The 20,896-nt window shown below is 72.0% G+C and carries 22 protein-coding genes and 1 pseudogene; 9 read left to right on the top strand and 14 right to left on the bottom strand.

Annotation, left to right across the window (positions count from 1 at the left end):
• Positions 1-361 precede the first annotated feature (361 nt).
• The 4 genes and pseudogenes from ACFYUY_RS23680 to ACFYUY_RS23695 all read right to left on the bottom strand — a co-directional run bounded on the left by ACFYUY_RS23680 (position 362) and on the right by ACFYUY_RS23695 (position 2,927).
• A complete protein-coding gene (locus ACFYUY_RS23680) occupies positions 362-889 on the bottom strand; it encodes a ferredoxin (RefSeq protein ID WP_387903320.1) in 528 nt (175 codons plus the stop codon).
• Positions 890-1,073: 184 nt separating this feature from the next.
• Positions 1,074-1,325 (bottom strand): annotated as a pseudogene (locus ACFYUY_RS23685) (LexA family protein); the annotation flags it as partial.
• 169 nt (positions 1,326-1,494) lie between these two features.
• Positions 1,495-2,394, bottom strand: coding sequence for a DUF1963 domain-containing protein (locus ACFYUY_RS23690; protein ID WP_387903321.1), 900 nt, complete (start codon positions 2,392-2,394; stop codon positions 1,495-1,497).
• A gap of 110 nt (positions 2,395-2,504) precedes the next feature.
• On the bottom strand, positions 2,505-2,927 hold the full coding sequence (locus ACFYUY_RS23695; RefSeq protein ID WP_387903324.1) for a hypothetical protein: 423 nt from the start codon (positions 2,925-2,927) through the stop codon (positions 2,505-2,507).
• A gap of 494 nt (positions 2,928-3,421) precedes the next feature.
• Here ACFYUY_RS23695 and ACFYUY_RS23700 point away from each other — a divergent pair, with 494 nt between their 5' ends.
• On the top strand, positions 3,422-3,916 hold the full coding sequence (locus ACFYUY_RS23700; RefSeq protein WP_387903326.1) for a hypothetical protein: 495 nt from the start codon (positions 3,422-3,424) through the stop codon (positions 3,914-3,916).
• Between the two features lie 167 nt (positions 3,917-4,083).
• Here ACFYUY_RS23700 and ACFYUY_RS23705 read toward each other — a convergent pair whose 3' ends face one another.
• Both ACFYUY_RS23705 and ACFYUY_RS23710 read right to left on the bottom strand, forming a co-directional pair.
• Positions 4,084-4,626, bottom strand: a complete 543-nt coding sequence (locus ACFYUY_RS23705) for a hypothetical protein (protein ID WP_387903329.1) — start codon at positions 4,624-4,626, stop codon at positions 4,084-4,086.
• 135 nt (positions 4,627-4,761) lie between these two features.
• Positions 4,762-5,442 (bottom strand): SMI1/KNR4 family protein, encoded by a 681-nt coding sequence (locus tag ACFYUY_RS23710; protein WP_387903331.1) that lies wholly within the window; start codon positions 5,440-5,442, stop codon positions 4,762-4,764.
• A 374-nt stretch (positions 5,443-5,816) separates the two neighbouring features.
• On the opposite strand from ACFYUY_RS23710, the gene ACFYUY_RS23715 reads away from it, so the two are divergent.
• Positions 5,817-6,431, top strand: a complete 615-nt coding sequence (locus tag ACFYUY_RS23715) for a hypothetical protein (RefSeq protein WP_387903334.1) — start codon at positions 5,817-5,819, stop codon at positions 6,429-6,431.
• A gap of 81 nt (positions 6,432-6,512) precedes the next feature.
• On the opposite strand, the gene ACFYUY_RS23720 is transcribed toward ACFYUY_RS23715, so the two are convergent.
• The gene (locus tag ACFYUY_RS23720; protein ID WP_387903336.1) at positions 6,513-7,022 is read right to left on the bottom strand and encodes a hypothetical protein; all 510 of its coding nucleotides are present in this window, start codon (positions 7,020-7,022) and stop codon (positions 6,513-6,515) included.
• A 177-nt stretch (positions 7,023-7,199) separates the two neighbouring features.
• On the opposite strand from ACFYUY_RS23720, the gene ACFYUY_RS23725 reads away from it, so the two are divergent.
• A complete protein-coding gene (locus ACFYUY_RS23725) occupies positions 7,200-7,559 on the top strand; it encodes a hypothetical protein (RefSeq protein WP_387903339.1) in 360 nt (119 codons plus the stop codon).
• 301 nt (positions 7,560-7,860) lie between these two features.
• A complete protein-coding gene (locus ACFYUY_RS23730) occupies positions 7,861-8,214 on the top strand; it encodes a hypothetical protein (RefSeq protein ID WP_387903342.1) in 354 nt (117 codons plus the stop codon).
• A 19-nt stretch (positions 8,215-8,233) separates the two neighbouring features.
• On the opposite strand, the gene ACFYUY_RS23735 is transcribed toward ACFYUY_RS23730, so the two are convergent.
• Positions 8,234-9,616 (bottom strand): sporulation protein, encoded by a 1,383-nt coding sequence (locus ACFYUY_RS23735; protein ID WP_387903344.1) that lies wholly within the window; start codon positions 9,614-9,616, stop codon positions 8,234-8,236.
• A gap of 194 nt (positions 9,617-9,810) precedes the next feature.
• Between ACFYUY_RS23735 and ACFYUY_RS23740 the strand changes: the two genes are divergently transcribed.
• The 3 genes from ACFYUY_RS23740 to ACFYUY_RS23750 are packed head-to-tail and all read left to right on the top strand — an operon-like array spanning position 9,811 to position 13,209.
• Positions 9,811-10,836 carry a dTDP-glucose 4,6-dehydratase gene (locus ACFYUY_RS23740; RefSeq protein WP_387903346.1) on the top strand — a complete coding sequence of 342 codons (1,026 nt, stop codon included), beginning with the start codon at positions 9,811-9,813 and terminating at the stop codon, positions 10,834-10,836.
• Entirely contained in the window at positions 10,826-12,055 is a 1,230-nt protein-coding gene (locus ACFYUY_RS23745; RefSeq protein WP_387903348.1) for an ATP-grasp domain-containing protein, read from the top strand. Before ACFYUY_RS23740 ends, ACFYUY_RS23745 begins: the two co-directional genes overlap by 11 nt.
• A complete protein-coding gene (locus ACFYUY_RS23750) occupies positions 12,052-13,209 on the top strand; it encodes a DegT/DnrJ/EryC1/StrS family aminotransferase (RefSeq protein WP_387903350.1) in 1,158 nt (385 codons plus the stop codon). The genes ACFYUY_RS23745 and ACFYUY_RS23750 overlap by 4 nt, the downstream gene beginning before the upstream one ends.
• 51 nt (positions 13,210-13,260) lie before the next feature.
• Here the strand turns inward: ACFYUY_RS23750 and ACFYUY_RS23755 are convergent, their stop codons facing one another.
• The gene (locus ACFYUY_RS23755; RefSeq protein WP_387903353.1) at positions 13,261-14,430 is read right to left on the bottom strand and encodes a glycosyltransferase; all 1,170 of its coding nucleotides are present in this window, start codon (positions 14,428-14,430) and stop codon (positions 13,261-13,263) included.
• A gap of 266 nt (positions 14,431-14,696) precedes the next feature.
• On the opposite strand from ACFYUY_RS23755, the gene ACFYUY_RS23760 reads away from it, so the two are divergent.
• Positions 14,697-14,945 carry a hypothetical protein gene (locus ACFYUY_RS23760; protein WP_387903355.1) on the top strand — a complete coding sequence of 83 codons (249 nt, stop codon included), beginning with the start codon at positions 14,697-14,699 and terminating at the stop codon, positions 14,943-14,945.
• A gap of 92 nt (positions 14,946-15,037) precedes the next feature.
• On the top strand, positions 15,038-15,829 hold the full coding sequence (locus tag ACFYUY_RS23765) for a DUF6215 domain-containing protein (RefSeq protein ID WP_387903358.1): 792 nt from the start codon (positions 15,038-15,040) through the stop codon (positions 15,827-15,829).
• 294 nt (positions 15,830-16,123) lie between these two features.
• Here the strand turns inward: ACFYUY_RS23765 and ACFYUY_RS23770 are convergent, their stop codons facing one another.
• Genes ACFYUY_RS23770 through ACFYUY_RS23790 form a run of 5 tightly spaced genes read right to left on the bottom strand, consistent with a single transcriptional unit; the run spans position 16,124 to position 20,844 of the window.
• On the bottom strand, positions 16,124-16,963 hold the full coding sequence (locus ACFYUY_RS23770) for a glycosyltransferase family 2 protein (RefSeq protein ID WP_387903502.1): 840 nt from the start codon (positions 16,961-16,963) through the stop codon (positions 16,124-16,126).
• 45 nt (positions 16,964-17,008) lie between these two features.
• Positions 17,009-17,644: a PIG-L deacetylase family protein gene (locus tag ACFYUY_RS23775; RefSeq protein ID WP_387903360.1), complete on the bottom strand. Its 636-nt coding sequence runs from the start codon at positions 17,642-17,644 to the stop codon at positions 17,009-17,011.
• The gene (locus ACFYUY_RS23780; protein WP_387903361.1) at positions 17,628-18,272 is read right to left on the bottom strand and encodes an HAD family hydrolase; all 645 of its coding nucleotides are present in this window, start codon (positions 18,270-18,272) and stop codon (positions 17,628-17,630) included. Before ACFYUY_RS23780 ends, ACFYUY_RS23775 begins: the two co-directional genes overlap by 17 nt.
• The gene (locus ACFYUY_RS23785; protein WP_387903362.1) at positions 18,269-19,864 is read right to left on the bottom strand and encodes a PEP/pyruvate-binding domain-containing protein; all 1,596 of its coding nucleotides are present in this window, start codon (positions 19,862-19,864) and stop codon (positions 18,269-18,271) included. Before ACFYUY_RS23785 ends, ACFYUY_RS23780 begins: the two co-directional genes overlap by 4 nt.
• Positions 19,861-20,844: a hypothetical protein gene (locus ACFYUY_RS23790; protein ID WP_387903364.1), complete on the bottom strand. Its 984-nt coding sequence runs from the start codon at positions 20,842-20,844 to the stop codon at positions 19,861-19,863. Before ACFYUY_RS23790 ends, ACFYUY_RS23785 begins: the two co-directional genes overlap by 4 nt.
• Positions 20,845-20,896: the final 52 nt, after the last annotated feature.

Raw genomic sequence — 20,896 nt, forward strand, 5'->3', positions numbered from 1 at the left:
CTCCCGCGGGTCAACGAAACGCAATCTCCGGTGCTCAGCCCGCGCCCCTCCCCTGGCGAAGAGCCTTCGCACACCCCGAACACCCCTGCTGCCGGCCTCGTCACTCCCCGCAAACACAGCGAACGCGCTGTTGCCAACCCCACCAGCAGACGATCCGGCAACACCAAACACGGCGCACTCACCCCGACACAGAAACACGCTCGCGCGCCCACGGCCCTGGAGCACACCACCGGAGGCAGCCGGGACAACCCCTTCTGGACAAGAGCGGATGGGGCGCATGGCCGCTGGTCTGCCCGCTACGGACACTCCGCACTCGGGCAGCCGGCGGGCGCGGGCTCGGGCGCGCCGCCGCACGGTGGCGCTACAGCTCGGGCAACCGGTCAGCGGGGCTGGGGGAACGCCGTTCTTCCAGCCAGTAGAGGTAGATCCGCAGGTCGGCTGCCAGATCACCGGCGATGTAGAGCTCGAAGTCGCGAACGGCGGCGGCGATGCCCTGGCCTGACCAGGCATCGCCCTCATCCCACCTGCTCCGCTGATCGGACAGGTATTGCAGGACCTGGCCGCGGTTACCCCACCATTCCCGCACCGCTTCCGATGTCCAGCGCGAGTCGCCGTCACAGCCGTACCCGAGCAACGGGTCGTCATCTGCCGCCTCGACCAGCAGGGCCGTGTCCCCGGGCGTTCTGGGCTGGCGGTAGACGTACTCGCTGAGGTACTCGCCTCCGTAGAGGACGTGGGCGGGCGCCGAGAGCCGTCCGGTCCAGCACGTGTCGGTCTCCCCGCCGTAGAAGGGCCCGGGGACGTTGAGCCACAGCCGGTCTTCCCAACGACCCCGAAAGGCATCGCGGTCGTCGCCGAGGATGGCCACCGGGTCGAAGTAGAGCGTCATCCCCCGAGGCTAGGGCATTCGTCCGAGCTGAACGACGGGCTGCCGATGGGAAGCGTTCTGCCCGGTGCCCTCGGCCGCACCCGGCGCCGACGGTGATTCGGGTGATCTCCTGACGGAGTTCGAGGATCTCAGCGTTCTGGTCGGCCACGGTCTGCTTGAGCCGTCCCCTGGGGTGCCCGCGAGATCAGAGGCGGCGCAGGACCGCGACGACCTTGCCGAGGACGGTCGCGTTGTCGCCGTTGATCGGCTCGTACGCCGGGTTGTGCGGCATCAGCCAGGTCCGGCCATCGTCGTGCTTGAGGCGTTTGACGGTGGCCTCGCCGTCGATCATCGCGGCCACGATGTCGCCGTTCTCGGCGACCGGCTGGCGGCGCACGACGACGGTGTCGCCGTCGCAGACGGCCGCCTCGATCATGGAATCGCCGTGCACGGGAAGTCAGCGGGTTCGCGGGATCTCGCACTACCGTCCCGCCGAACTGGATGGCCGGACACGCTCGATAGCAGCAGGGACCGCCCGATTGTGGCTGCTGCCGTGCCCGATCGGAGGCGGCGGCAGGACCGGTAACTCCTTCGGAGCGTGAGGCACCCCGTGGAGCACTGCGTGCTCACGAGCAGTCCCAGTGGTGGTCCACCGGACGGTCCGGGCACGACCTGCACTCGAAGATGTAGACGCCTCCCGCGTCCCCGAACATCACCTGCGCGGGACTGTGCGCCCCACGGCCCCCGGTGGCGTCCCGGCGCTCCTCGCCGGTCTCGCTGTCGCGGTCCTCCAGCGGGAGCCAGGTGCGGCACGACAGGCCGTCGTACTCCCAACTGCTCACCGTCAGGAGGTGGTCCATCGTCCGTCCGCAGGTCGGGCAGTCCGGCCAGCAGGCTTCCTGGGTCCAGCTCGGGTATCCGCCAAGCCTGATCCCCGGGGCCTCGGCCAGGTGGTAGCTGTACCGCAGGCCGGTGCGGGCCTTCAGTTCCTCCATCCGGAACCACAGCTCCTCGCCCAACTCCTCCGGCATGTCCCAGCTCGGGTAGTCGACCACCGGCTCGGGGTGCAAGACGCACGGGGCCGGGATGCTGTCCTTGGGCGCGGTGCCGACGGTCGGCAGCGCGGCGTCGAGGACCGGGGCCACCGAGTCCGAACTCCGCCATACAACGCGGGGCGTCGGCTCCGGGCAGAGGTCGACGATGAACGGGCACCAGAGCACCTGGAGCAGGTCGGTCCCGGCGGGGAAGCCGAGTTGGGGCACGTCCCGTCGGTGGATCTGGACGACGGACACCATCGGCACCGGCCCTTCCGTGGCGGGCTGCCCCCACTCCCCCGGGTGACTGGCGCTCGGGCAGAGCGGCCACGGCTCATCGGCGGGCCACAGCAGCGGCCCGCCGACCGAGCTCTCGGCCGGAGACGGACTGCCGGCCCGCGGGTGAAGGCGTATGGCATCGCGGCGCAGCGGCACCAGCTCGGGAAAGAGCTGCTCCACGTCCACGGGCCGTTGTGGGGTCGTGCGGGTCATCGTCGTCTCCAGCGTGCGGGTGCGTTGGGTAGGCCGGGCTGGCCGGGGCTGCCGGGCCGACTCGGGGTGCAGTTGGTTCAGGGGAGGTACGGCTCGGATCGTCGGCGCGGTCAGGGGATGAAGTGCGCTCCGAGCAGGCCTTGGCCGGCGCGTGCTGCGGCGCGCCAGACCGGGGGTACGCCGTCGAGAAGGGCGTCGATGTCTTCCTGGTCGCCTTCGGGGTAGAGGGCGGTGGTGAGGAGCAGCTCGGCCCGGCGTCGGGTCTCGGTGCTCCAGGTGAAGGCTCGTTCGACGGCGGGGAGGGTCTGGCGGACTTGTTGGGGGGTGAGGATGAGGTCTCCGAACCAGCCGGGTAGTTCGGCGTTGCGCTCAGGTCCGAGGGCGAAGGCCATGGCGGTTGCCGGGTAGGCCTTGCGGGTGGAAACCGCCAGGTGGGGCAGGGCCTTGTCGTAGCCGCGTTCCCAGGCCTCGTAGACGCGGCAGATCCTCTCGTCCAGTGCGGAGGGGCCAGCGACGTCGATGAACTGATGCATGAACGTCTCCGTGCTGCCCGCCTGGTGCCACCGTTGAAGGAGGTCCCTGGATTCGGGGAGGGCGGCTTGGGCCTCGATGGCCGGGGCCAGTTCTGTCCTGTAGTGCGCGATGGTGTCGGCGTGCATGGGTATCAGGCACCACAGCCCCAAAAAGCTCACGATGGCTCCCCCTCTCTCTCCTCGTGGTTGGGGTGATGTTGGCACGCCGGCCTGACATCGGGTTGCCACGCCCTCCTCCGCGACCGCCTCATGGGCGCCCCGGACAGCCACAGGCCGGACCCAGCTCAGGGCCTGGTGAGACCGCCCAGTCCGGCCGCCGACATCAAACCGTTCACACGTTCTATTGATGGTCGTTACTGCAGGTCACAGCCCCAGGGGTGCGGTAGTGTCCCGCCATGCATGGCCCGGTGGCAGAGCCGATCCAGCGAGAGGAGGTCCAAGCGTGGAGCCCCGTCGGCGTACCTGGCAGCCTCTGTTCCCGCTCGACCTCGCCCGTGTCCTCGGTCCGCTGCACCGCGGCGCCGGCGACCCCGTGTCCGCGTGGACGCCCGGAGAGCTGTGGCGCACCCTTTCGCACCCCGGCCGGCACCGACACCCTGCGCGTCACCGCCCGCCCCGCCGCCGGCGAAGTCGCCGCGCAGGCCTGGGGCGAGGGCGCCGACTGGATCCTAAAGCGCCTGCCGACCCTGCTCGGCGGCAACGACTCCCCCGAGCAGCTCGTCCTGCCGCCCGGAGCGCTGCACGAGGCCCAACGCCGCAACCCCGGCCTGCGGCTGTGCGCCACCGGCCTCGTCCTGGACTCCCTCGTGCCCGCGATCATGGAGCAGAAGATCACGGTGACCGAGGCCCGGCGGGGCATGCGCTACCTCGTCCGGCGCCACGGCACCCCGGCCCCCGGACCGCACCCCGGTCGGCCCGTTCCAGGGCATCCCAGTCGATGCTGTCGCCCGGGAGGGTGGGCGCCCCGAGCAGGACCGACAGGCGAGTGATGGCCGGGTGAATCATGTGAGGGGTTCCCTCTGTCGATGACGACACGCAGGCCGCCTGTGTGGCCGAAGTCGGTACTCGCCCCCGGAACGCCGCAGCCTGCCGCACACGGTGCCAGCGTGCACTTGCCAAGGGACGGCCCGCCGTTGCGGCCAGCCGGGCTCCGGGTTCAGCCGTGGATTGCCCAGGCCTCCTGCGGCAGCCAGTGGGGCAGGTCGTGGAGCGCCTCGGCGGGGTAGAAGATCGGCCGGGTGAGGAGCCGGTCGCCCGCCCGTTGCACGTTGATCGTCACCCCCAGGGACTCCGAGCACGGGACACCCGCGCTCATGAAGGCGAGCTCGGTCTCCGGCGGCAGGGAGTCGGCGCGTTCCCACATCCACTGCTCCAGTTCAGAGGGGACCCGGCCTACCAGCGCCATGCCGTCCGCGATCACCTGTGGCCCGCGCAGGGCGTCCACCACCACGGCGGAGAGCCGACGTTCGCGGTAGAACAGCTCCAGGCCGAACTCGCGGTACCTGCACTGACTCACGACCCAGGTGTCCTCCGGCCCTGTGACCCGGCGGTCCCCGCCGTCCTGCGTGACGCCGCTCATCGTGTCCGCGACCTCGGCCGCGCTCATGCCGAAACGCAGCGGCCCCACGCTCACGAACGGATCCTGCGTCCACTGCTGCCGCTCGTCCTCGGCACGTACGTGCCACCATCCCTTGAACATGATCACGAACTGTACGACCGGTCACCGACGACGGGATACCCCCGTGATCGACCTTGCCGTCCTGCGCCAGGCCATCGCGAGCCTGCCCGGGCGTCACCGCCGTCCGGCGCGAACTTCGCCGGCCGGGGCAGCGGGTCACGGCTTGCGGGCCCAGGGCATCTGCGTCGAGCCTGTGGGCTGGTAGCGGGTGACGCCCCAGTGGGCGCCCCAGTCCTTGCCGGTCCAGTCGTAGCCCGGTGTCCACAGCGGCCGGGCCGGCTGGGGGCCCCATTCCGCGGGGTCGGCTTTCACCAGCAGATCGTCCTCATGGGCGTATTCGCCGCTGAGGACGGTTGCCACGAACTGCGCGAAGCCACCGTCGAAGTGGGCGAGCTTGCCGTCGTCGACGCCGTCGAAGTCGCAGAAGACGGCGACCGGCCACTGCTCGGGGTCGGGGCCGGTGGTGAGCCAGCAGCAGTAGTCGTGATTGCTGTTGGAGCCCCACGGCAGGAGCCCTCCCGGGTCCGGGAACACCGGGGTGTACTCCTGGCCCCAGAACTCGTCCTCGCCTTCGACCTGCGCGCGGAACTCGCTGTCGCTCTCCCGGCGCCAGTGCGCCAGACCGCCGGGTGAGCCGGCAGCGTGAGAGTGCTGCGTGGGCGAGCTCACGCCCCATTCCCCGTTCAGCGTCACCGCACCGTACAGGTCGACGAACGCCCGGTAGTCCGACGGCAGCTGGACACCTAGTTCGGCCGGTGCGAGGTCCCATGGCACCCTCGCGGGCGTGTACACCGGCTCCCCCATGATCGCCCGCAACCGGTCCCACGCCTCGGTCATCGCCCTGTCCCCTTCCGGCCGCCGGCTTGTCAGAGGCCGCACTCTAGGCGACGGCTCCGACCGTCCAGCGACCAGCTGCAGAGCTGCGGCTGACGGAGCCCTCTCCTGGCCTGTTCACGGCCGGGGCATACCGGGATGCCGCTGCTCTGCCCGCCCACCGACGCTCCCCCTGCACGCTCGGACCGATCAGCTCGAACAGCTGCTCCTTGCCCGCCCGGGCCCGCCGCGCGGCACAGCGTCGTGGCCCTGGTCCACGGCGCCGGGCCAGCGGGCCTGTGCTGGGTTGCTTGGTGCGGGGCCGGGGCGCCCGCCGCCTCCGGTGTCACCGGCTACGGATAGCCTCCGGCGGGAGCAGGCGGCTGACGGGAGTGGACGTGGACATCGAGGAGATGCTGGAGCGGCTGGGCGCGGTGATCGGGCCGCCGCCTGCGGGCGGTGTGACCCCGGTCCCGTGGGAGCTCGCACCCGCGGCGATCGGCTTCCAGTTGCCCGCGGACTACCGGGCGTTCGCCGACCGGTACGGGTCGGTCAGCATCAGCGACGAGCTGCACATTTTCACACCAACGGAAGTCCCCAGTCCCCATGCCGCGATGCCGTCCGGCTTCGAGGGGTTCCTGTACGACACGACGGAGCCCTACGGATACTGCGCCTGGCTGGCCGAGTGCTACCGGGACGGGGACTACAGGGAGTGCCCGTACCCGCTGTTCCCAACCGAGGGAGGCCTGCTGAAGTGGGGCAACAACTCCAACTCCGACCACTTCTTCTGGCTGATGCGGGGCCCGGACCCGGACCAGTGGCCGGTGGCCGCCAAGTTCCACTCGATGCGGGAGTGGGACCTGTTCGAGGGCGGCTTCCTGGAGTTCCTGCTGGCGGCGGCGACGGAACAGTACCCCTACCACGAGGACGTCGTTCCCGGCGGGCTGAAGCAGGTCGGTGACGGCCGTGCCTATCGCCCTCGGGGTCACTGGTCCAAGCAGCTTTGGGAGTGAGTCCGCGCAGCCGAAGGTGACCTTGCGGCTGGCCGCGCGGGGCTCCGCGCCGCACCGCTAAGCGCCGGTCCGGGACGGGGGTCACGGGCGGCGCCACGGGCGCTGCTCGGGCGGGATCGGCTGCCGCACCGGGACCCGCGCGGGCGGGACGGTGGCCGGGGACTGGTCCACCACGGCTTGATCCGCGGCTTCGAGCTGCTTGCGCCGGACCTCCAGCCTCTCGTAGGCCCGTTCGAGGGCCCCGGTGGCCTGCAGCGTCTCCGCCACCGCGGCGCGGGTCGACTCGGCGAGGCGGTGCGCTTGCTCGGCGTCGTCGGCGGCGGGCCGGACCGCGTCGTGCAGGTCCCGGATCTGGCGGCGCAGCTCGGCGGTCTGCGCCCAGATCTGGTGGGCGGTGCTGACTTCCTGGCTGGCCTGCTGGACCTGTTGGAGCATCGCCTCCATGTCGGCCCGGCTCTGTGCCAGTTGGGCCGTGGTGTGGGTGAGTTGGTGGCGCAGGCGCTGGTGTTCGAGGCGTTCGGTGGCGGCCGCGGCCAGGGTGTCGGCCCCGACGGCGCCGAGACCGTGCTGGAGGCTCCGAAGGGGGACCATCGGAGGAAGAAGCCGAAAGCCGGGAAGGGCGGGCGGGCAGCGAGCGCCCCGGTCCTCCCGCGCCGGGAGCCCGACGAGGAAGTTCAGCCTCAGGAGCTGCAGACCCCCGCGCTTGCACAGCCGCAACCCGAGCCCGAGGCTCCCGCCGCCGGGGACCCGTTCGCCGCAGCACTCGAAGTGCAGGACTGGCCTACGGCAGCCGCCCACCTCGCGGACCTCAAAGCCGCCGGTGCCTCCGCCGACCGCATCAACGAGCTGGAAGCCCAGATGGCCGCTGTCCGCCGCGACATGGTCTCGGCCACCGTCGAGTACACCGCGCTCGCCCTGGCCCGCCAAGGCGAGTACGGAGCGGACCATCCCGACACCCGCCGCGCCGCCGACCAGGCTCAGGCGGCGTGGCTGCGGATCGGCCCCGGCGAGCAGGACCGGGCGGTCCAGGCAGGGAAGGCGCTCCTCTCCCTGCGCGGACTCGTGCCCAGCGACAGTCAGGACGTCGCCCGCATCCGAGCCGGCCTCGCCCGGCTCCACCTCAGCTGACCCGGCCGAATCAACGCCAGAAAGGGAGGCGTGCCTGCCAAAACGTCCGTTTTGGCAACTGGACTCCACCAGAGATTCCGGCGTGCCGCTCCTCAGTCGACGGTTGCCGGCCCGGTGCGGAGCAGTAGGAGGTCAAGGACTGGGCCGTCACCGGCTCTGTACGGGCCGGCGTACTGATATCCCAAGCCGTCGTAGAGACGGCGAGCGGGGCTGTCTCCGGGCATCGCGAGGAGCGACACCCACTGTGTGCGCAGCGCGGCAACGAGTGCTGTGTAGATGCTGGTGCCGACTCCCCCTGGCCGTGCCAGCCGGTCCGAACAGCGAGTTCGCAGATCCCTGCCAGGGAGTCGGTGTCGCGGGCCTGCGCGGTGATGGCGGGGCGGAGGTCGCCGAACCAGTAGTCGGGTGCCGCCCGACGCGGCCGTCCCGGACCGGCCGGCCCCGTGCCGGGTGGCACGACCTCCCGGCCGCCCTCGACGGCGCCGATGTCGCCGTCCTCGCCACCGAGTGGCCCGAGTACCGGCAGGCCAACCCGCAGGACCTCGTGGGCCGCCCCGCGACCCCGTTGCTGGTCGACTGCCGCACCACCCTCGACCCCGAGCCCTGGCGTGCCGCCGGTTGGACCGTCCACCAGCTCGGGCACCCGGGCAAGTAGCAGCCGCATGCCTGGCCGCTCAGCTGGCCATGGCCAGCTCCGTGTGTGCCCGCTGCAGCAGGTCCCGAACCGCCGGTTCCTTCGGCCAGCGCCGCAACTCCGTCGTGTAGTCCCGCACGTAGTCCCGCGCCCGTGTCGACTGCACCCGCGCGAGGATGTCGACCGCCCGGTGTCCCATCGCGACGCCTTCCTCAAGGCTGCCGCTCTGCAGGTGCACCGTCCCGAGCACCGTGAGGCGCAGCCCGACCGAGCGGGCGAAGGAGCCCTCAGGCATCGCGTCGGCGTGGCGGTTCCACGTGAACGCCGCCTTCGGGTTGCCGAGGTCCCGCCACACCTCGACCGCATCCGATGCGAGCCGGGTGTGGCTCATGTAGCTGATCCACTGCGGATCGTCGCCGGGCCGTGCGCGGCCGAGGAGCGTCTCCGCCTCCGACAGGGCGCGCGACGCCGCCCGCGGGTCCCGTGACCGGCCGTGTGCCCGGGCCTCGACCATCTTCGCGAACGCCAGCACCCGCGGGCTCGCCGATCCCTTCGCGCGCTCGTAGCCGCCCTGGACCATGTCGATGGCCTCGCTCGGGTAGCCGCGCAGCATGGCTTGCAGCGCCATCGTGGACATCACGTGGCTGCCGACCTCGGTGTCGCCGGCCGCGCGGGCGAGCGCGAGGGCCTGGATGAAGTGCCGCTGCGCGGCGTCGTGCTGGCCCATGTCCAGCGCGGCCCAGCCGACGACCCGGGCGAGCTCGGCGGTCACGCAGTACAGCTCGGCGCCGATCTTCTCCGGGTAGGTGCCGGTCAGCAGCGGGCTCGCGCGGTGCCGGAGGCAGTCCGCGACGCTGCTGGAGCGCCAGCTGCCGCCGCCGTACTTGGAGTCCCAGGAGCGGGCCTCGCTCGCGGCCTGCCACAGCTCCTCCAGGTCCGCGCGGCCGACCTGGAGGCTGCCGCGGTGCCCGGGCAGCGGCGCGGAGGGCTGGACCAGCCAGCGGGTGACCGGGGCGGTGTAGGCGGCGACGGCGAATGCGCCGCCGATGAAGTCGCGTCGGTGCACGGTGCTCCAGAAGTTCGCGGCGTTGCGCACGGCCTCGCCGGGGTCTCTGGGGAAATCCAACCCCATCGCGGCCGGGTCGGCCGGGAGGCCGGCCATGCCTATCTCCGTCAGGGCGACAGGCCGTCCGAGGCGTTCTCCCAGCGCAACGGCGATGAGTTCGGGCGCCGGGGCGTCGGGGATCATGCCCTTGTCCACCCAGTTGCCGACACTCGTATGGGTGTAGGCGCGTGGCTGACCGTGTCGTGCGGAGAGCTCGTTGACCCGCTGCGCGAGGCCCTTGCGGCTGCGGCCGCTCGCGGCCAGGAGAGCGCCGAGGCGGTGGTTCGGTTCGCGGGTCCTGCGTGGTGCCGGCGCCATGAGGGCTCTCCTGCCTGCCGGTGGCCGGGCTTCGAGGGTAGGTCAGCGGGCAGCAACATCGTTACCGCTTCTGTGATTTGTGGGCCCCCTCTGTGTGCCTGCCGGGCACCACCCTTCCGGGAGTGTCCTGGAAGCCGGTCGGACCGCTCCTCGCGACAGGGCAGGGCGGCCGTCCCCCCGGAATGGAGGCCCGCATGCGCCAGCTGCTCGTCACCGGCGGCGCCGGTTTCATTGGATCCCACTTCGTCAAGCGGATGCTTGCCGCCGACGACGTCGAGCGGATCACCGTCCTCGACGCCCTCACCTACGCGGGCAACCTGGACAACCTGGGGTCGGCGCTCGACTCGCCGAAGCTCACGTTCGTCCACGGCAACATCCTCGACACCACGCTCGTCACCGACCTGATGGCCCGGCACACCGCGGTCGTGCACTTCGCCGCCGAGTCCCACGTCGACCACAGCTTCGTCGACGCCGGGGCGTTCACGGCGACGAACGTGCTGGGCACCCAGCGGCTCCTGGCGGCCGCGGCCAACGCCGAGGTGTCCAAGTTCGTCCACGTGTCCACCGACGAGGTCTACGGGCCGCTCCTGGACGGTGCCGCGACCGAGGACGCGCCATTGCGCCCGACGGTCCCCTATGCCGCGAGCAAGGCCGCGTCGGACCTGGTCGCCCTGTCGTACGCGGTCACGTTCGGGCTGCCGGTGTGCGTCACCCGCTCCTCGAACAACTACGGGCCCGGCCAGCACCCGGAGAAGGTCATCCCCCGGTTCGTCTCTGCCCTGATGCGGGGCGACAAGGTCACCGTCCACGGGCACGGTCAGCACGTGCGGAACTGGCTGCACGTCGAGGACAACTGCGCCGGCGTCGAGCTCGTGCTGCGCGACGGCATGCCCGGCGAGGCCTACAACCTCGGCCTCGGGACGGACCTGACGAACCGAGAGCTGACGGCGCTGCTTCTGCGAGCCTGCGAGGCGGACTGGAGCCGCGTGGTGTACGTCCCGGATCGGACCGCGAACGACCTGCGGTACGCGATGGACTGCGCCAAGGCCGAGCAGCTCGGCTACCGGCCGTGTCGCTCTCTCGATGACGGTCTCGCCGAGACCGTCGCCTGGTACCAGCACCACCCGGACCGGCAGGTCCCGCAGGCCCGCGACCCGCAGCCACCGGTGCCCGCCGTCCACCTCACGGCCCCGAGCCCGGAGCGTGCCCGTGTCCGGTGACCAGTTGCCGCAGAACGCGCTGCTCGTGCTCGGCGCCTCGGAGGAGCACATCCCTCTCTACCAGGAGGCGGCACGCCGAGGAATCCCGACCATCGCCGTCGACATGCGCTCGGACGCCCCCGCGTTCCCCTTCGCCGACGCGGCCATGAAGATCTCCACCCGGGACGCGGACGCCATCGCCGAAGCGCTGGGCGACACGCGGCCCGCCGGGATCGTGGCCGGTGCGACCGACGCCGCGCTGCCCACCTGGCGTGTCCTGGGCCTGCGCTACGGCATGCCCTACGTGTACCCGCAGGCGGCCTTGGCGGGCCTCGACAAGGCCGCCTTCCACCAGGTCGTCGCGTCCTGCGGCATCGCCGGGTACGGGTGGGCCGCGGGTGGCGACCCCGGCGAGGTCGCCGCGAAGGCCGCCCGGTTGCGTTTCCCGCTCATGGTCAAGCCGGTGGACGGATCGGGCAGCAAGGGTGTCACCCGCGTCACCCACCCTGACGGCCTCCCTGCCGCCATCGCCCGTGCACGCGCCCACTCCGTCTCACAGACCGTGATCGCCGAGGAATTCATCCACGGGCGACAGCTGACCATCGACCTGTTCCTCCAGGGCGGCAAGTCGGTCATGACCTGCATCAAGGATCAACTCCTGGTCGCCGGGAGAAGCGTCGTGCGGCGGATCAGCACGGCGCAACTCTCCCCGCAGGAACACCGCCGCCTCAAGGAAGTCGCCGAGCGGCTGTGCCGTGCGCTCGGCATCACGGACGGGCCCGCGAACTTCGACCTCGTCCTCGGCGAGGACGGCCAGGGCCGCATCGTCGAAGCCAACCCTCGCCTCAGCGGGGACAGCATCCCGCGCCTGCACGAGGCCGCCTTGAGCGTCAACGTCGTGGGCGCGCTCATCGCGCTCGCGCTCGGCGAGCCGTTCGACGCCTATCTGAAGCCGACGCGCAACGCGCACGCCGGGGTGGAACTGCTCGGCTCCCCCCTCGACGTGGAAGGCGAACTGGTCACGTGGGAGGGGGTCTCCGAAGCCCGCAACGTCCCCGGTGTCACCGGCATCGAGCTGTACGCCCAGCCCGGAGACCCTGTGCACCCGCATGACCAGTCCGGCCACAAGATCGGCATGATCACCGCCGCCGGACCGTCGCCCGCAGAGGTGTCCGTGGCCCTGGACAAGGCCAGCTCACTGCTCCGACCGATCATCCGACCGACCCGGGAGGTATCGTGACCACCCCGTCGCGGTTCGACGCCGCACGCAACGCCAGCCCGTACCTGTACGGGACGGAACTCGAAGCCGTGGGGCGCGTCCTGACCGACGGCCAGTATGGGCACACCGCCGTCACCGAACAGTTCGAGCAGGAGGCCGCCCGGTTCCTCGGCGTCCCGGACGCCGTGGCCACCGCCTCCGGCACGGCCGCGCTGCACTGCGCCCTGCTGGCCGCCGGCATCGGTCCCGGCCACGAGGTGATCGTCCCCTCGATGACGTTCTGCGCCACCATCCAGGCCATCCTGGCCTGTGGGGCCGCGCCCCGGTTCATCGAGGTGAACCCCGACACCCTGTGCATCGAACCGGCCGCCGTCCTGGAGGCCCTCACCCCCGCCACCCGAGCCGTGCTGCCGGTCCTGTTCGGTGGCCGGGCCGTGGATCTGGGCGCGGCCCACGACACCCTCAACGAGCGCGGCATCGCCGTGATCGAGGACGCGGCGCATGCCTTCGGCTCCTACAGCGGCTCTGTGCGGGTCGGCAACACCGGCGACCTGACGTGCTTCTCGTTTGGGCCGGTCAAGAACCTCACCTGCGGACAGGGCGGCATGGTCATCCCCCGCAACGCCGAGGACGCCGCCACTCTGCGCGGGCTGCGCATGCTCGGTGTCGTCGCCTCGCAGGCCCAGCGGCAGGCCTCCACCACCTACCGCGTGGAGGGCTTCGGGCTGCGCTACCAGCTGTCCTCGATCAACGCGGCGATCGGTCTGGTCCAGCTCCCCAAGTTCAAGACGACCGAGGTCACGCGCCAAGAGCTGTGGCGAGCCTACCGGGCGGCGCTGCACGGTGCGAAGGGCATCACGCTGGTGGACGTGGACGTGGACCGCACGGTGCCGCACCTGTGCGTGGTACGGGTTGAGGGCCGTGAGGAGGTCTTCCAGCGGATGATCGCCTCCGGGATCGCGGTCGGCGTCCACTACCCGCCCAACCACCTCCAGCCCGTCTTCGCCCCGTGGCGGCGCGATCTGCCCGTCACCGAGCAGATCGGGCGGGAGATCCTCTCACTGCCCTTCCACCAGTACATGACCGAGGACGACGTACGCCACGTCACCTCCGCCCTTAAGGACGCGGTCGAAGGGACGGCTGCGGTGACGCGGGCCCTGCCCGCAGACCGGTAGCTGCGGGGCGCGGGAGCCCGGGGCGGACCTCCCTCCCCGGGCTCCAGTCCGTCAGCGCCCAGCGGCCGCGAAGAGCAGGTCCACCAGCCGGTCGGCGGCATCCGGCCGGCCGTAGGAGCGCGCCCGGTCCGCGATGTCCGTGCGGCGGCGGGTGTCGGTCAGCAGCGGGCCGACCGCCTCGCGCAACTGCGCCGCCGTCACCGTGCCGAGGAGCGCGACTGCTGCTCCGGCGTCGTGGAGGTGGCTCGCGTTGTGGGCCTGCTCGTTGCCGGCCGAGGTGGCAAGCGGGATGAGGACGGCGGCCTTGCCCAGGGCAGTCAGTTCGGCGATCGTGCCCGCTCCGCTGCGGGAGATCACCACGTCGGCCAGTGCGAGGACGTCGGGCAGCTCCGAACCAACGAAGCCCGTCAGCAGGTACCGGGACACCAGGTCGGCGGGGAGGGCGTCGGCGCGGGTGCGAAGCGCTTCGACGTTGTCGGGGCCGCACTGGTGGATCACGTTGGCGCTGCCCAGCAGCCACGGCAGCACGTCGGCCACAAGGCCGTTGATCTGCTCCGAGCCCTGCGCGCCACCGGTGACGTACACGGTCGGCAGGTTGCGGTGGAAGCCGTGCAGCCCGAGGGCCTGGATCGCCTTGTCCGCCTGGCCGGTCAGCACCTCGGGGCGCACCGGGTTGCCGGTGACCACCGCCACCTTGCGGGAAGCCTCCGACAGCAGTGGCAATGTGGAGTCCGAGGAGACGGCGATGTGCGTCGCCTTTCCCGCGAGTGTCCGGTTGGCCAGGCCCAGGCGGACCGTCTGCTCGTGGACGACGAGCGGTCGGTTGCACAGCGAGGCGGCCACGCCGACCGGAACGGCGACGTACCCGCCCGTCGCAAGCACCACGTCGGGGCGGAATCGGGAGACCACGGCGCGGGCCTGGGCGACGCCGAGCGGCACGCGCGCCATGTCCCGCACGTTCGCGGGGGACAGCATCATGACCGGGTTGCGGTGGCGTCGGATCTTTCCCGTGGCGACCGGCGCGAAGGCGATCCCCTCGGCTGCCGCGACGCGGGACTCCAGGCTGTCCGCCGTTCCGGCCCACAGCACCTCCAGCGCGCGGCTCGCCGCGGCGAGCCGCGCCTGGAGGGTCCGGACCGCGGTCAGGGCCGGGTACGTGTGACCGCCGGTACCGCCTCCGGTCACGATCAGCCGGAACGGCTCGCTGCTGTGCTGCGTCACGGGGCGCTTCCTCTGTTCGCGGACGTCGTCCGGTCCACGCTAGCGTCTGCCCCATCTAGGCCGCCCGCACGCTGCTGCCCAACCCCAAGCAGTCGATCACCTCGATCGCCAAGCTCCTCGGCGTCAGCCCTGGCACCCTCTACAACCACATCCCCGACCTGCGCGAGCTCCGCGCCGGCGGTATCCCGGCTCAGGTCTAAGACGGCGCCCGGTGATCCCCGGCGAGCACCGGCTCAAGGGCGGGGCCCCACTGCTCGGCGCCCCGGATGGGTGGCCGTCAGGCCGACGGCCAGGCGGTCGGCGTGGAGGGCGCGGGCGGCCTCGCGCTCGCGGCGGACGAACTGCGCGGTCGTGTGGATCGCCCCGAGGAGGACGGGGATCAGGACGAGGTCGAGGAGTGGGTGCTGCGCTGGACGGCTTGGCCGGGCGGCGTGACGAGCACGGGGCCCACGACGACGGTGAGCATCAGGATGAAGACGGCGGGTGTCCTGTGCCACACGATCTTGACCGGTTGACAGGTCATCTTGACTGGTGGTGCTGGCTTCCCGGGGCGGGGGCGAGGGGTGAGCCTGTGTGGACGCAGGCGACGCCCACGGAGGGGAGTCTTATGATCTTCTCGGCGTGCCGTGCTTCTGCCTCGGCGTTCGAGCCGCATCGAAGAGGAGTGCCGTTGCCGGCAGCACGCAAGTCCAGCAGGAACAACGCCGCCAAGGCGGGTGCAATGCTGCTGGCCGCCATCGGAATCGGCATATGGACAATGGCCGACCGACCCGGGCAGGACCAGCCGTCGGCCGCATGTGCCGCAGCCCGGCCCGCGGACCCGCCCAGCTACGCTGCACTGTGCGCCGCCCTCAACCGCCCCGATCTGCCGGCCCTGCTCGGCACGCCGCACGGCCGGGTTTCGGCCGCGGGTCCGGCTCCGCTCGCCTTCGGCCCCGACGCCGTGGCAGAGGTGCACGTAGGCCTGAGCGTCGTTGCCCTGACGGACAGTTCCGTCACCGTCGAGGACATCGCGGGCATGCCGGAGTTCCATCCCCGGCCCACCACCGTGCTCGGCCACGGCGCCCTGACCTACACCACCAGCACCGTGACCCTCGGGGCAGGCGGCAGCCCGCAAACCCTCTTCGTGCATGACCTCCCCGGTGCCACGCCCTCTCCGGCCAGCGAGGACGACAAGACCAGCCCCGGCTCAGGCGCCCCGGTCCGGCGCCTCGTCGTCGCGCAGGACCCCAAGGGCCCGGGCGGCCGGGCCTTCGAGATCGCCATCTTCCGCACCAACGGCGAGCCCGTCGACGACGCGCTCCTGCACCAGGTCGCCGAAGCCGTGATGCCCACCCTCCCGGGCTGGGTCGCCACACCCTCGGACCCGTCACGTTCGGCCTCCGCCGCATCGCAGTGAACACCAGCCCCCGGGCATCCTTCGGGCAGTGACCATCGCGTTGCAGATGCGCCATCACGCCACCATGGCGCACCGCCGCCCAGTCACCGACCGGCGGTCAAGATCATGTGGCAATCGGTCAAGGTCACCGGTCAGAGGACAGCGGGCCCAGGCTCACTACGATGAGCCCGCCGGAGCCGAGCGGCTGGGCGGCTGGAACGGGGATGCCGGAGCGGGGCCGCGGCGAATGCCTTCCGATGGACCGACCGATCCCTGCCCCCGCGTAGGGCCGCACCGCGCCGCCGAGCGGAGCATCTACACGATCGGCGGGCGGTCGGCCCGGGTGAGGCGTAGCACGGTGTTCCAGGACATGGGGCGGCGTTCGCCGTGACCGCCGCGCAGTCCTTCGCGGAACCCGGCGAACCAGGTGGTGAGGGCCTTGCGGTAGCGGGTCCGTGCCGTGGTGATCAGTACCCACAGGGACAGGTAGGCGGGGACCAGGGGGGCGGGGAGGCGCCGGTAGGCGATCCAGACGCGGTTGTGGGCGACCAGTCGCAGGTAGAGGGCGTGGCGGGCGGGGTCGGTGGCGGGGTGGTGGATGACGATGTCGGGGGCGTACCAGCCGGTTTGGCCGTTGTCCCAGAGGCGCCAGCTGAGGTCGAGTCCCTCGTGATAGAGGAAGAAGTGGCCGGGCCAGCCTCCGGCCTGCTCGTTGGCGGCGCGGCGGATTAGGACGACGCCTTCGGCCATGACGGTGACGGTGCCGGGCCGGGTGGGGTCGCCGGCGCGAAGGCGGGGGACCCAGCGTCGGACGGTGATGCCGGTGTCGGGGTCGGCGATGCGGGGCTGGACGTAGGCGGCTTCGGGGTGGCGGCCGGCCTGGTCGACGAGGCTGGCCAGCACTCGCTCGTCGGGGAGGCGGGCGTCGTTGTCGAAGAAGATGAACTCCCCCGCTCCGGGCCCGGCGAGGGCGTCGGCGCCGATGTTGCGGCCCTCGGGGATGCCGAGGTTGTCATGGAGGGCGAGGGCCTGGACGCCGTCCGGGACGTGGTCGGGCTCGCAGCCGTTGCCGACGATGACCACGCGCAGGTCGATGTCCTGCTGGGCGAGGAGGGAGGCCATCGCCGGCGGAAACTCGGCCGGGCGGTCGTTCATGGTCAGCACGACCGCGTCGATGGTCGTCGGGACGCAAAACGGCTATCACAGGTGGGCGGCTCCCGGTAGACGGCCGAGGACAGGCAGGGCGGTGAAGGCTTCGGCGAAAACGGCACCGCTGCGCCTCCCCCACCCGCGTGCAAGGTCTTCGGCCATGGGTCCGAAGTGGTCGTCGATGGGCTGGGACTTGTGGCAGCGCAGGGCCTTCATCTTGGTGCCGAAGGTGGCGGTGACGTCGACCATCACCGTGGGGGTGATCTGCCCCGTGGTGGTGAGGGAGTTGTAGGTATCGCAGGTGTAGAGGCGGCGGGGCCTGCCGGTTTCAATCTTTGCCTCGGGGAGGGCTTCGAGAACGGCCTCGGCGGTGCGCCGGTGGGCGGCGTGGGTGTCGTGGACGGGGTGGGTGATGACCACGTGCGATGTCAGCTCGACGAGCAGGTTCCGGATCGTGGCCGGGGTGAGTTCGGGGAGCTGGTGGAGGGTGGCGCCGAGGACAGCGGCTCCGGCTTGGGCTTCGGCGTCGCGGACCGGGTCGTGGAGGGGGACGGCGATGTGGACGGGCGCGTGCTGGGCGTGGAGGGCGAGGGTGCCGCCAGCCCAGAGCTCGGCGTCGTCGGGGTGGGCGAGCACGGCGAGGACGGACTGTGGCCCTGCCAGCCGGTCGTCAGGGTTGTGCGGCACGGACAGCTCCCGAGGCGTTGACGGTGGCGGCCTGGACGAGGCGGCCATGGCGGATGGTGAAGGTGCGCATGCCGGCCGCGAGGGCGGCGGCGATGCCGTCATCGGCATCGTCGACGGTCAGGCACCGCGCCGGAGCGGCGCCGAGGCGCCGGGCGGCTTCCAGGTAGGCGTCGGGAGCGGGCTTGCCGCGGGGAACGTCGTCGAGGGTGACGACAACCGGTAACAGCGATCCCAAGTCGAGTCGCTGGATGCCGTCGTGGACGAGGACTGCGGCGGCGCTGGAGGCGACGGCCAGCGGGATACCGAGGCTGCGGGCGGTGTGAAGCAGGTCGAGGGTGCAGGGGATGGGGCGCGGCGCGGGACCGGCGAGAAGCGCGGCCCGGCTGCGCGCCACCACCTCCTCGACCGGGGGTGGCAGGAGTGCGGCGTCGACAGCGAGCCGGGCGATCACCGCGCGCACGGGCAGGCCGGCCAGAGCTCGGTAGCGCTCGGCGGGGACCGGGATGCCGTGCGGGGCGAGGGCGGCATGGAGGGCGGCGCGGCGGACGTCGGTGTTGTCCACCACGGTGCCGTCCCAGTCCACGATCAGTGCCTGCGCGCTGCGGAGGAGGGCGACCCCAGTGGTCACTGGGACACCGTCCTGCGGTAGAGGATCTGCCGGTCGGGGCCGAGGACGGCGATCTCGATGGGCGGGGGCGGCGCGTCCTGGGGCCACAGCAGCGTGCCGAGCCCGGGCAGCCGGATCGGGCGGTACCCGGCCGGGACGGTGACCGGATCCGGGGCGTGGCCGGGGAACAGCACGCCGACGGGGTGCGGACTGCCGGGGCCGAGAATGGACGGCTCGGGGGTGGGTCCGTTGGGGTCGTACCAGAGCAGGGTCGCCGCGCGGCCGTCGCCGGGCGGCGGTTGCTCCAGGGTGCGGGCGAGCACAGCGGTGGCGCCGAGCTGGCCGGAGTCGGGCTCGGTGCGTTGGGTGGGTATGGCGGGGGCGGGGCGGACGGTGCCGGCGCCGCCGTCGACCTCGACGATGGTGCCGGGGGTGAGGGCGGTCAGGGCGGTGGTGACGTTGGTGACGCAGGGGATGCCGAGTTCGCGGGTGATGATCGCGGTGTGGGAGAGCTCGCCGCCGGTGGTGGCCACGACGGCGGCCGGGCCGGTGAGCAGTGCCGGGACTGTTTCGGGGCCGAGGGCGTGGCAGAGCAGGACTCGGCTGGTGATGTCGTCGGCGCCGGTGTGGACGGTGGGTCCGGTGCCGCGTCCGGGGGCGGCTGCGATCCCGTGGAGGATCTGGTCGTCGTCGGCTGCTGCCTGGCCGGCGGTGTGGTCGGTGAGGGGTGCGGTGAGCGGGCGGGCCTGGACGAGGTGGAACTTGCCGTGGGAGTCGATCGCCCACTCGACGTCGATGTGCTGCAGGCCGAGGGCGGTGGCGGCCGTGGCGGCGGTGGCAAGCAGCCGCTCGCGTGCCTCGGGGGTGAGCACCGGGCGCTCGGCCAGTGGGACCGGAGTGTAAAGGTGGAGCACCCCTGCGTCGGACGTCCGAATCTTCGCCTGGACGGAGCCGGCCGGGTCGAGGCTCACCCACTCCCCCGGTGGTTTGTCCAACTCGCAAGGCGTGCCGGGCAGTTGCATGGTCTCCTGGACGGCGGTCCGGACGGTGGCGTGGTGGCCTTGGCTGAGGGTGTGGGTCTCGCCGGTCTGGGTGCCGCTGACAAGCGGTTCGGCCAGGCCGCGGACGGCCTCGATCCGCCAGCGGGTGCACCGGCCGTCGGTGACGTCGGCGGCCAGGACGCCCGAGCAGGTCGGGCGCAGGGCGGGCTGCACGAGAACGGCCATGCGCGGTGGGGCGGTGACGCCTCGGGCCTGGCTGTAGGCGGTGGCGGTCGGGTGGTGGGCAGAGGCGCGGACGGCGCGGACGGCGTCCAGCAGCGCCTGGGGGTGGGCGGGGCTGATGCGGGAGGTGTAGAGGCCGGCGAAGGATGTGGTGGCGCCGTCCTCGGCGACGGCGGAGGAGCGGGCGATCAGCCCGTGGGGGGCGGGGCAGCGGGCGAGGATCTCGGCGACGGCGGCCGGCAGGCGCTCGTCGGGGTGGTCGACGGGCACGACGATCCCGGCGGGGACGGGCAGGCCGGCGGCGGCGAGGCGGGCGAGGGTGGTGGCCTTCGCTCCGGCCGTCTCGGCGTGCAGGTCCTGGTCGAGCGAGGGCAGGTCGGTGGCGGTCATCGGGCGCTCCCCAGGTCCAGGAGGTCGGCGGCGGTGAGGGTGGCGAGGTCGGCGGCGGCGCGCTGGCACCAGCGGCGGGTGGCGGCGAGGAAGCGGTGCCGCTGGACCTTGCGGCTCTCCTCGCTGCCGGCCGCCCACCGGCACACTCTGGTGAGCGCCGCCACCCGCGCGGTGGCGGCGGGGTTGCCGGCAGCGGCGAGCTGGGCGGCCAGCGTCCACGCGTCGCGCAGCCGGACCGCTCGGCGGCGCGATGCGTCGATGAGGTCGCGCTGGCCGGTGGTGTCGGTGGCGGCGGTGGCGGTGAGCAGCCCGGCGGCGCGGGTGCGGTCTTCGAGTGGCATCGCGGTGGCGGCCGGGGAGCCGTCGCCGTACAGGGTTCCGGCACGGGCGGCGAGGGTGCTGGCCGCGGTGGCGAGGTCGGCGCCTTCGGCGAGGGCGGCGACGCGGTCCAGGAGTACCAGGTGGGCGTCCAGGAGGTGGCCTGTGGCATCGGGGGTGTTCAGGGCCAGGCGGCAGGCCCGTCCGTCGGCGTCACTTCCGAGCAGGTCGGCGAGCAAGTCCTGCCACTGGTCTTCGGGCAGGAGCCAATTGACGATGTGAGCGCTCATCACGCCGAGGAACGCCTCGGTCGCGGCGGCCAGCTGGCGTTCGGCCGGTTCGCCGTCGTCCAGCTGGTCTTCCAAGGCGAGGAGGGCGGCGTCGGCGCGCTGGTGGCGCTGCTCGGCGGCGGTGACCATCGCGGTGGCGTAGGCGGGGTCGGCGAGCAGGTGGTGCCAGCGGCCGGTGAGGGCGAGGTGATCCGGCTCGGGGATGTCGACGATGCCCGCGCGCCGCAGTCGCCCGTACGGGCGGGAGTCGTCCATGAAGACCAGCGGCCAGCGAGTGAGCGAGGTGGTGTACAGGTCGAGCTCCAGTGCGGTGCTGCCGGGCCTGGTGTGCTCGTAGTCGCAGATGAGCAGGCCCTTCCAGACTTCTTCCACGGGTTTCTCCCTTGCCGGGTCCGGGCGGCGCGGTGGCCGGATCGGTGACGTT

Origin of the sequence: Kitasatospora sp. NPDC004745 (assembly GCF_042873275.1) — a bacterium.
In the GTDB taxonomy this organism is placed as follows: Bacteria; Actinomycetota; Actinomycetes; order Streptomycetales; family Streptomycetaceae; genus Kitasatospora.

Coding starts and splice junctions, on each gene's coding strand:
- ACFYUY_RS23695 (WP_387903324.1), bottom strand. CDS start 2,927: ATGCATCAGTTCATCGACGTCGCTGGCCCCTCCGCACTGGACGAGAGG.
- ACFYUY_RS23720 (WP_387903336.1), bottom strand. CDS start 7,022: ATGGTCCCCCTTCGGAGCCTCCAGCACGGTCTCGGCGCCGTCGGGGCC.
- ACFYUY_RS23740 (WP_387903346.1), top strand. CDS start 9,811: ATGCGCCAGCTGCTCGTCACCGGCGGCGCCGGTTTCATTGGATCCCAC.
- ACFYUY_RS23705 (WP_387903329.1), bottom strand. CDS start 4,626: ATGTTCAAGGGATGGTGGCACGTACGTGCCGAGGACGAGCGGCAGCAG.
- ACFYUY_RS23765 (WP_387903358.1), top strand. CDS start 15,038: ATGATCTTCTCGGCGTGCCGTGCTTCTGCCTCGGCGTTCGAGCCGCAT.
- ACFYUY_RS23760 (WP_387903355.1), top strand. CDS start 14,697: ATGGGTGGCCGTCAGGCCGACGGCCAGGCGGTCGGCGTGGAGGGCGCG.
- ACFYUY_RS23735 (WP_387903344.1), bottom strand. CDS start 9,616: ATGGCGCCGGCACCACGCAGGACCCGCGAACCGAACCACCGCCTCGGC.
- ACFYUY_RS23785 (WP_387903362.1), bottom strand. CDS start 19,864: ATGACCGCCACCGACCTGCCCTCGCTCGACCAGGACCTGCACGCCGAG.
- ACFYUY_RS23770 (WP_387903502.1), bottom strand. CDS start 16,963: ATGAACGACCGCCCGGCCGAGTTTCCGCCGGCGATGGCCTCCCTCCTC.
- ACFYUY_RS23680 (WP_387903320.1), bottom strand. CDS start 889: ATGACGCTCTACTTCGACCCGGTGGCCATCCTCGGCGACGACCGCGAT.
- ACFYUY_RS23690 (WP_387903321.1), bottom strand. CDS start 2,394: ATGACCCGCACGACCCCACAACGGCCCGTGGACGTGGAGCAGCTCTTT.
- ACFYUY_RS23710 (WP_387903331.1), bottom strand. CDS start 5,442: ATGACCGAGGCGTGGGACCGGTTGCGGGCGATCATGGGGGAGCCGGTG.